Origin of the sequence: Paenisporosarcina sp. TG20, assembly GCF_000286315.1 — a bacterium.
In the GTDB taxonomy this organism is placed as follows: Bacteria; Bacillota; Bacilli; order Bacillales_A; family Planococcaceae; genus Paenisporosarcina.
The window spans coordinates 33542-41896 of sequence record NZ_ALJG01000351.1; the positions used below are offsets into that span (position 1 = coordinate 33542).

At 36.5% G+C, this 8355-nt stretch carries 6 protein-coding genes; 3 read left to right on the forward strand and 3 right to left on the reverse strand.

Annotation, left to right across the window (positions count from 1 at the left end; genetic code table 11):
• Position 1 precedes the first annotated feature (1 nt).
• Together B371_RS0117260 and pcp are read left to right on the forward strand one after the other, a co-directional pair.
• Positions 2 to 2875, forward strand: coding sequence for a M14 family metallopeptidase (locus B371_RS0117260; RefSeq protein WP_019415567.1), 2874 nt, complete (start codon positions 2 to 4; stop codon positions 2873 to 2875).
• Between the two features lie 14 nt (positions 2876 to 2889).
• Entirely contained in the window at positions 2890 to 3504 is a 615-nt protein-coding gene (gene pcp / locus B371_RS0117265) for a pyroglutamyl-peptidase I (RefSeq protein ID WP_019415568.1), read from the forward strand.
• Positions 3505 to 3709: 205 nt separating this feature from the next.
• Here the strand turns inward: pcp and B371_RS0117270 are convergent, their stop codons facing one another.
• Entirely contained in the window at positions 3710 to 5101 is a 1392-nt protein-coding gene (locus B371_RS0117270; RefSeq protein WP_019415569.1) for a DUF2116 family Zn-ribbon domain-containing protein, read from the reverse strand.
• 211 nt (positions 5102 to 5312) lie between these two features.
• Here B371_RS0117270 and B371_RS0117275 point away from each other — a divergent pair, with 211 nt between their 5' ends.
• Positions 5313 to 6269, forward strand: a complete 957-nt coding sequence (locus tag B371_RS0117275) for a carbon-nitrogen hydrolase family protein (protein ID WP_019415570.1) — start codon at positions 5313 to 5315, stop codon at positions 6267 to 6269.
• A 405-nt stretch (positions 6270 to 6674) separates the two neighbouring features.
• On the opposite strand, the gene B371_RS0117280 is transcribed toward B371_RS0117275, so the two are convergent.
• Both B371_RS0117280 and B371_RS0117285 read right to left on the reverse strand, forming a co-directional pair.
• Positions 6675 to 7730: an IS3 family transposase gene (locus B371_RS0117280; protein ID WP_019415571.1), complete on the reverse strand. Its 1056-nt coding sequence runs from the start codon at positions 7728 to 7730 to the stop codon at positions 6675 to 6677.
• Entirely contained in the window at positions 7727 to 8239 is a 513-nt protein-coding gene (locus B371_RS0117285; RefSeq protein ID WP_019415572.1) for a transposase, read from the reverse strand. The genes B371_RS0117280 and B371_RS0117285 overlap by 4 nt, the downstream gene beginning before the upstream one ends.
• Positions 8240 to 8355: the final 116 nt, after the last annotated feature.

Here is an 8355-nt window from a genome sequence, read left to right on the forward strand (position 1 = left end):
GATGAAGTATGAAGACTTTTGGACGATGAATGGTCTGTTTTTAGATAAAAATGGTGATGGTATTAGGGATGGTATTTCTCTTTTTATTGACTTGCCTAAACAATTTATGCCAGAAGGACTTTTTGATTTTATGGCACGGTTAGGCTTTGAAACCACAGCTCTTTCCTACAATTTCTTTGAGGATATCAATCAACATATTCGTCTATCATTTAGAGAATCTGAAATAGATAAAATTGAGTTAACTGATAGTAATAAAGTTTGCATCTACTATAACCAGGTACAGTCTTGTTCAATTTTATTGCAGGAGCTAGCTAAATCCGGATTGGAGACTCAGGATTCTAATTCACCTACCTGGGAAGAGCGAACAATTAAGAAAGTCACGGATATTTGGTCTATTTCGGGCTTTGGAGATACTATAGAAGCTTCTCCACATCATCGATTAAATTTGGGTATAAATATAGACCCTACGATTAAGTCAATGCCACTTTTTAAGGAAATATGCCATTTCGTTGTTAGGGCAGCTCATTATAGTACGTCTATTCATTTCCCTCTATCTTTGAATGATAATCCATTCGTACTTTTGGACTTCAAAGAGAGTCAAACAAATCAAATCTCTGTTCCAATTAAACAACAGATTGTACTAGAAGGTAATAAGGAGGGGGTGGTAAGCCTCCTCAGTTGGATTAACCGTCAAAAACATTGGAGTGATGGTGGCTCGTTTGGGAAGTGGGAGCATCAATTATCTCTGGAACAGAAACAAGAACAAGAGAGTTCGATTTGGTTAGAGGAAGAGTGGACCACTCAATCAGAAGTTGAAAAACTATATGGAGTTTTATCTGAAACAACAATAGAAGAAGGCTCTGCTATTGAAATCTTCATTTCTGAACCATATGAAATACGAAAAAGTATTGAAAGTTTTATTAAAATGAAATATCCGTACATACAATCAATAAACGTACGTTCATCATTTAAACCTGGTTTTCATTGGATTAAAGAAGAAATACTTCCAATGATTTCAAAAGATTGTATTGAATTAAAGATTTTAACGAAAAAGGAACAGAATGAAGCGGGGCTTGAATTGCCTATCAGATGGATTCAAGAACTTTATCCTATTGACCTATATTTGGAAAAAGAGCTTACTCAACTGGATGCAGAATCGATTCAATTTGACTTAATAGATGAAAATACGCTTAAAACCTATGAAGTAGTTGAATTACTATCAAATGGAGAAGAGAAGACATTAGGAAATCTTTCAGTTCCTATATCTAAAATAGAGTATGTTGTACCTAATCAATTTTCTTATCCAACTACAAGTATGTTCCGCACCTTTGTTGAAGGTCAATTAACCAACGAAGTAAAGATTCCGACAGATCGAGAGCAATTCTATCTGTATTATATGGAAGAGTTTCTGCCGAAATTAGTAGGAAAACTTGGATCGGTAAACGAAGGACAAGGTGTTACACGTCCGTTATTCGACCGAATAGAGCTTGAAGTGACAATGAGTGAAGAAGAAGAAAAACTTGGTGTAGATCATGAACGAACCTCATCTATGGAAGCATTGTATGAAGATCTTTATTTTAATACATTAGATTATTTTTCAGAGTGGGGCACCCAGGTATCAGGAATCTCCTATGATGCACCTGGTGGGATTCATCCATATATGCATGTTAGTAGAGGTAGTAAACCTAAAGCATCCATTCGAGTTTTTAAATGGAATGATTTCATTCCTGCAAGAATTGCGACTTCGAATATTTGTATGAATTCAAACTGTGAAAGTTTAGAGGCCATAGTGAATATTGGTCACCTCAAAAAAACAATAGCGTTAGAAGATGTTTCTCAATCATTGAACATGAATAGCCAATTAGAAGACTGGTTAGATCAGCATCCGAATATTAAGGTAGTATATCCTGCTACTTCCTATGGAGGAGAAACCATACCAGTAATAGAAGTATATTTGAAATCCAATGAAGAATTTGAATCTTCATTAAAATTATCACTTCATAAACCAACAATCGTAATTGAAGCGGGACATCATTCAAATGAGGTTTCAAGTACACAAGCGGCACTGCAATTAGTTGAAATGGTTGTACAAGGTCAATTTGGAGATCTAAATAAAGTCAACATCGTAGTCATTCCAATGGCTAATCCTGATGGAACAAAGTTGTTGTCGAAATTAAGAGCCGAACATCCAGAATGGAAACACCATGCTGCTCGTTATAACGCGGTAGGCCTAGAGTTTGCACATATACGTTATAAGGAAACTATTTTTGGTGAAGCTGATGTTCTTCCAACGGTTATGAAAAAATGGGCTCCAGATGTAGTAGCTGACAATCATGGAATTCCAGCTCATGAATGGATACAACCATTTGCAGGGTATAATAGCCCTCCTAGATTCCCAGTTTCATATTTCCTTCCTAGTTCTAAAATGTATGGAATTGGACGTGTATCGCAAGAGGTTAACACAGAACTTCTTTCAGAAAATTTGGAAACAATCGTGCAATCAATTGTTTCTCAATTTGAAGGAACAGATATAGAGAAAGATAATATTTATTGGAAAAAAAGGTTTATAAAATATGGCCATCAATGGTTACCAGAAGTATTTCCTATTGAGGAATCTGAAAACTTTAATTTTTATAGAAATACTGCTGTTACGCCAACATATCCAACAGTTAGTATTCTTAGATATCCAGAGTGGGTAGCTGCTGATTTAATTTCTGAAGCTGCTGATGAGATTGTTTATGGAAAAGAATTGGATAGTTGTATAGAAGCTCAGGTCCTTTTTAATAAAGGAATTATTAACGTTTTGCAAAACAAGGAAATCTTAGTTTTAAACGACAAAGGTACTCGATTCCGGGAAAGACCGATTAAACTTTAAAAGGAGGATGACTATTGAAAAAACTATTATTGACAGGATTTGAACCTTTTTTATCATATACGGTGAATCCAACGATGAAAATTGTTGAAGAGTTAGATGGAGAGACGATTGGGGACTATACAATTCAAAGTAAAATCATGACTGTAGATTTTGCATCTTCAGGAAAACAATTATTAGATCATATTAAGGAAACAGAACCAGACGCGGTTATTTCGCTTGGCTTGGCTGGAGGACGTTACAAGATTACCCCTGAACGGATTGCGATTAATTGTAAAGATGGGGAACCTGATAACAATGGGTACAGTCCTGTTGATGAAGCTATCCAAGAAGATGGACCACCTGCTTATATGTCTACTTTGCCTATTCGAAAAATGGTGAATTCATTAATTGAAAAAGGATATCCAGCCGAGATTTCAAATACAGCTGGTACTTACTTATGCAACAACGTGATGTATGAAGGGCTACATTATGCTGCACAAAATAAGTCATCTATGAAAAGTGGTTTCATTCATATTCCAGCTTCCCATGAGTTGGCCTTGCAACATGGTAAAATTCCAAGCATATCACATGAAGATTTGTTAAATAGTGTACGAATTTGTATTGAAGTTCTTTCAGAGAGTGATAAATAATTACACTTCCAAAACAAAGAGCGGCCGAAAATTTCTATCTTCGGTCGCTCTTTTTATAACGGATAAAGTTTTCACTTTACAATCTAGTCCCATGCACAATTGAGTCGCACGTTTTGGGTAAGAAAATGCCTTTTCTCTCATCTTCAAACACCGTAATTGAAGTTGCTTTGGGCTTTCGTGGTGGTGCTTTAAATTTCAAAGGGTCTCAATCATAAATGATAATATCAGTAATTTTATATGCGCCATTTTCTACCATTATTACAACATAATCTTTTTCGCGTTCATAAGAGGAAAAATTACCTGCTGCGTCCATGAAGTCGAATGTTTCAAAAGTACTGACTACAGCGTGGTTCGTTTCAATAAAGACATCTGTGATTTCGTTTGATGTGAAATCGAAAATCATCCCTTGTCCGGAAATCTGTGAAATATAGTCATCCATTTCGTTGTATGCAGTACTGTCGTATAAAAGCATGTCTTCAATGTAGTAAAAATCTTCGTAATCTAGTGCCAGTTCATAGTTGTTCCTGAAGTACAGGACAAATTGGGTAAGTGTGCTTTCTTCAAAGTAAAACTTAAAATCATCATTATTTTCTTCAGAGGATTTGTAATCTTCATAGTAAGAGTCAGCTTTTGCAGAGGAGTCAGGATCGTATACATAATCGTCGTAAAATGAAAACACATTGACTACTTCAGTTGCAGTCATGGGAGAATTGGACCAATTTTGGACCAGTTCTAGCATCGTGTACATGGGAATGGAAAAGCCGATAGATTTATCGTCAGTTAGTAAAGCTGAGTTGATACCGATTACTTTGCCTGTTTTAGCATCTAGGAGGGGTCCACCACTACTACCAGGTGAAATTTGTGCGTCAATTTGGTAAACATTTTCGTATTGGAAGTCTGAAGTAAATGATCGGTCGAGTCCGGTTAAGTAGCCAATAGAGGCAGTGTTTTCTAAACCTTGAGGGCTTCCAAGTGCAATAACTTCCGTTCCAATATCTGTTTCCCCTGTTTCTACAATAAGTGGGGTTTGACCTGCATAATCGTTGACCTGAATTAAAGCAATGTCATAAAGATCTGAAATCCCAATGACTTTTCCCATAGTTTGTTGACCGTTTATGTTTTTAAGTATTACTTCTTTGTAGCCAGCTACAACATGGGCATTGGTTATGACAGTTCCTTTTTCTTCAAATAGGAAACCAGAACCTAAGCTGGTCTCAGTGAATATGGTAAACACTCGTGATTGGGACTCTTTAATAATTTGAGTTTTTTCTTTCTCTTGTTCTTTCTCTGTTAATGGAACAGGATCTGGTTCCTTTTTTAAGGGAGTTTCTTTCGTATCTACTTTTTCTTCATTTCTTTTATTAAGAGAAACTTCGGAATCTGTTATTGTTGTTATTTCTTTTGGTTCCTGATCATTAAGAATGGTAGATATCTTAAATCCAATAGCGAAACATACAAAAAGTGTGAGAAGTAAACCAGTAAACAAAAGTGCCTTCCGCTTACGAGACTTGGCACGTGTCTTTTTTATTTGTTTTCCGCAGTCACTACAAAATTTAGCCTCTTGTTCATTCTTCGCTCCACAATGAGAGCAATACATATAACCCCTCCTTGCTTCCAATTTATGTTTATTTTATCACACTATTTACATGGGACAAAAGAAATACTATCTCTCAAGTTTTTTTTTGATATATTTTTTAACTATTCTGTTTAAATGATATAATAAGATTGTATGGAAATAAAGTGGTATTGAAATAAGTATTAATACATAGGTTATTTCATAATGACGGCTATCGAAAGGGATGAAGTGTATGGGACAAGTGAATGAGGATTTTAAAGTTGCAGTGGTGCAAGCCGGCTCTGAAATTATGGATAAAGTTAGAGGAGTTAAGAAAACAATTAAACTATTGGAAGAGGCTGGAGAGAATAATGCAAAGATAATTGTTTTTCCAGAAGCTTTTATTCCTGCATATCCAAGGGGAATGTCCTTTGGAGCAGTTGTAGGTAGTCGTTCAAATGAAGGTAGGAAAGATTTCTTAAATTACTGGAAAAATTCAATTACGATTCCAGGTGCGGAGACTGATCAGATAGGAAAAGTAGTAAAAAAAATTGGTGCTTACGTAGTCATAGGAGTTATTGAGAAAGATAATGAAAATAGTAATGGAACACTATATTGTACTGCTTTGTTCTTTGGCCCAGACGGAGATATTTTAGGGAAGCATAGAAAGTTGAAACCAACTGGATCGGAGAGATTGATTTGGGGCGAAGGAGATGGGAGTACATTGCCAGTCTTTGATACCCCTTACGGCAAAATTGGTTCTTTAATTTGTTGGGAAAATTATATGCCATTAGCGAGAGCGGCAATGTATTCTAAAGGAGTTCAAATTTATATAGCTCCTACTGCGGATCATCGGGATACATGGCTTGCTTCAATGCGTCACATTGCTAATGAAGGAAGATGCTTTGTATTATCTTGCAATCAATATTCAACGAAAGATATGTATCCAACTGAAATTACTTCTCGAGAAGAATTTGCTCATTTGCCACATGAAATGTCACGAGGTGGTAGTTGTATCGTAAATCCTCTAGGTGAATTCTTAGTAGAACCGGTCTTTGGAGAAGAAAAAATACTGTATGCAGACTTAAATCTTGATAAAATTGCCGAAAGTCAATTTGATTTTGATGGAATGGGACACTATTCCAGACCAGATGTATTTCAACTTATAGTTAATGAAAAAAAACAAGAAAATGTTATTTGGAATAAATAATTGATTTAAAAAACAATACAGGTTCAATACTTAATAGCCTTAGTGCCACTGAAATGAGAAGTTAATTACACTATTTATAGTGGTGATTAGCTTCTTTTATTACTAAAAAACAAGATGGTCTCCATGATTTAGAGAATAATTAAACAAGTTTTTAATTAGAAGAAATATGGCGAAAGGGAATAATTAATATAAGCGAGTCAATTTCGGTGTTTGTCAAGATAGTTGTCGCATAAAGATCTTTTCATTGATTAAACATTTGTTCAATTTAGCTTCATTCTAACTACCGCGCTTTGCTTGCTCTCCTGTGGATAACAAATCAGAGTTTCACTCTAATTTATTATCCACAGGGCAAAGGGGTAAATACCTTTAGAGAATACGAGTAGCAGTTCATAGATGTCTACAAACCTATTTGGAAGTCTTATCTGCTCGTAACTTTTCTTTCATCGGATTTAATGCAACTGACTCGTGTGGATCCCAGTTTCTCGTTGAACGTGACCATCGCTCTGGATGCTTTTGTTTCGCAAGTTCATATACTTCTTTTCGCTTTTTGAGTACTTCAATGTGGACACCTGTATGACGCTGTTCTGGTGTCACAAAATTGATTCCGCTATGCTGATGCTCAAAGGTGTGCCAATGGGCAAACCTTGCGGTCCATTCTCGTGCATCTTCAATTGTTTTGAATCCAGTGTACGGGAACTCAGGTCGATATTTAAGTGTCCGAAAGATGGATTCAGAATACGGATTATCATTACTCACACGCGGTCTTGAATAGGAACTTTGGATGCCTAGTGTTTCAAGTAATACCTGAAACGTCCCTGCTTTCATCGGACTGCCATTATCAGAGTGTAAGACCAGAGGTGCCCCGTGAATTTTTTCATTTAGAATGGCATTTCTTATTAATTTTTCGGCGTGAGCAGCGTCTTCTGTTTCCCATACTTCCCACCCGACAATCTTTCTACTAAATAAATCGATGATTAAATAAAGCTTATAATAGAACCCTTTAACAGGTCCTTTTAACCAAGTAATATCCCAGGTCCATACTTGATTGGGGGCCTTCGCTAAATAACTTTCGGGTAATTTCATTTCTGGTCTTTTACTTTGACCACGATGCTGCTGCATTTTTTCTTCCCGTAAGACGCGATACATTGTTGATTCAGATACGATATAAATCGATTGGTCCGCAAGTTTCGGTACGATTTGTGAAGGTGGTAAATCCACAAATTCTTCTTTTTTGACGACATCTAATATTTCTAGTCTTTCTTCTTTTGTTATCTTGTTCTTAGGTTCAGGACGTAGCGCGTGGGGTCGTTGATCATTCTTGATTCCACCATCTGAAACCCAACGTTCATACGTGCGAACATTGATGTTCAGTTCTGCACACGCACGAGCTAAGCGCGCACCGTTGCGATTAGCTTCCTGAATTAGTTCTACCGCGAGTTTGCGATCTGACGGGCTAATCATTCGTCCTCTTGATCCCCCCAAATCGCTCGGGCCTTTTTTCTTAGCAATAATAATGCCGCTGCTTCTGCCAACGCCTTTTCTTTTTTACGCAGATCTTTTTCAATCTCAGATGTACGTCGTTTTTCTTCTTTCAGTTCCTGAGAAAGCCGCTTGGTCTGATTGATTTCACCAGTATTTGCGTCTAAACAAAGTGAACGCCATGCATCAATTTGCTCTTTATATAACCCTTTTTTGCGACAGTATTCTGCTAGCTCTGTTTGATTCATGGAGTAGGTTTCCAAAACAACTAGAAACTTATCTTCACTACTCCAGCGTTCAGAAGTTTGTCCATTACCCGGTGTTGAATGTCCATTAATACGTGCGTTGTTTCTCCATTTATAAAGTGACTGTTCTGAAATTCCAAGTTCTTTACTAATACTCTTAATCGATTCGTTAAGAGGGGGCATCATTCTTTTTAGGACAGCGTCCTTCAAATCCTTCGTATATCGTTTCACAATTTGTGTATTCATGTCGCACGACCTCCATCTATTTATTAAGTATAACAAGGAGAGTTCTATACGACACCTATCCTAACAGAGGGGGATTTCATAATAATAAGTCTAGTAATAAAATCCGAACAAAGTTG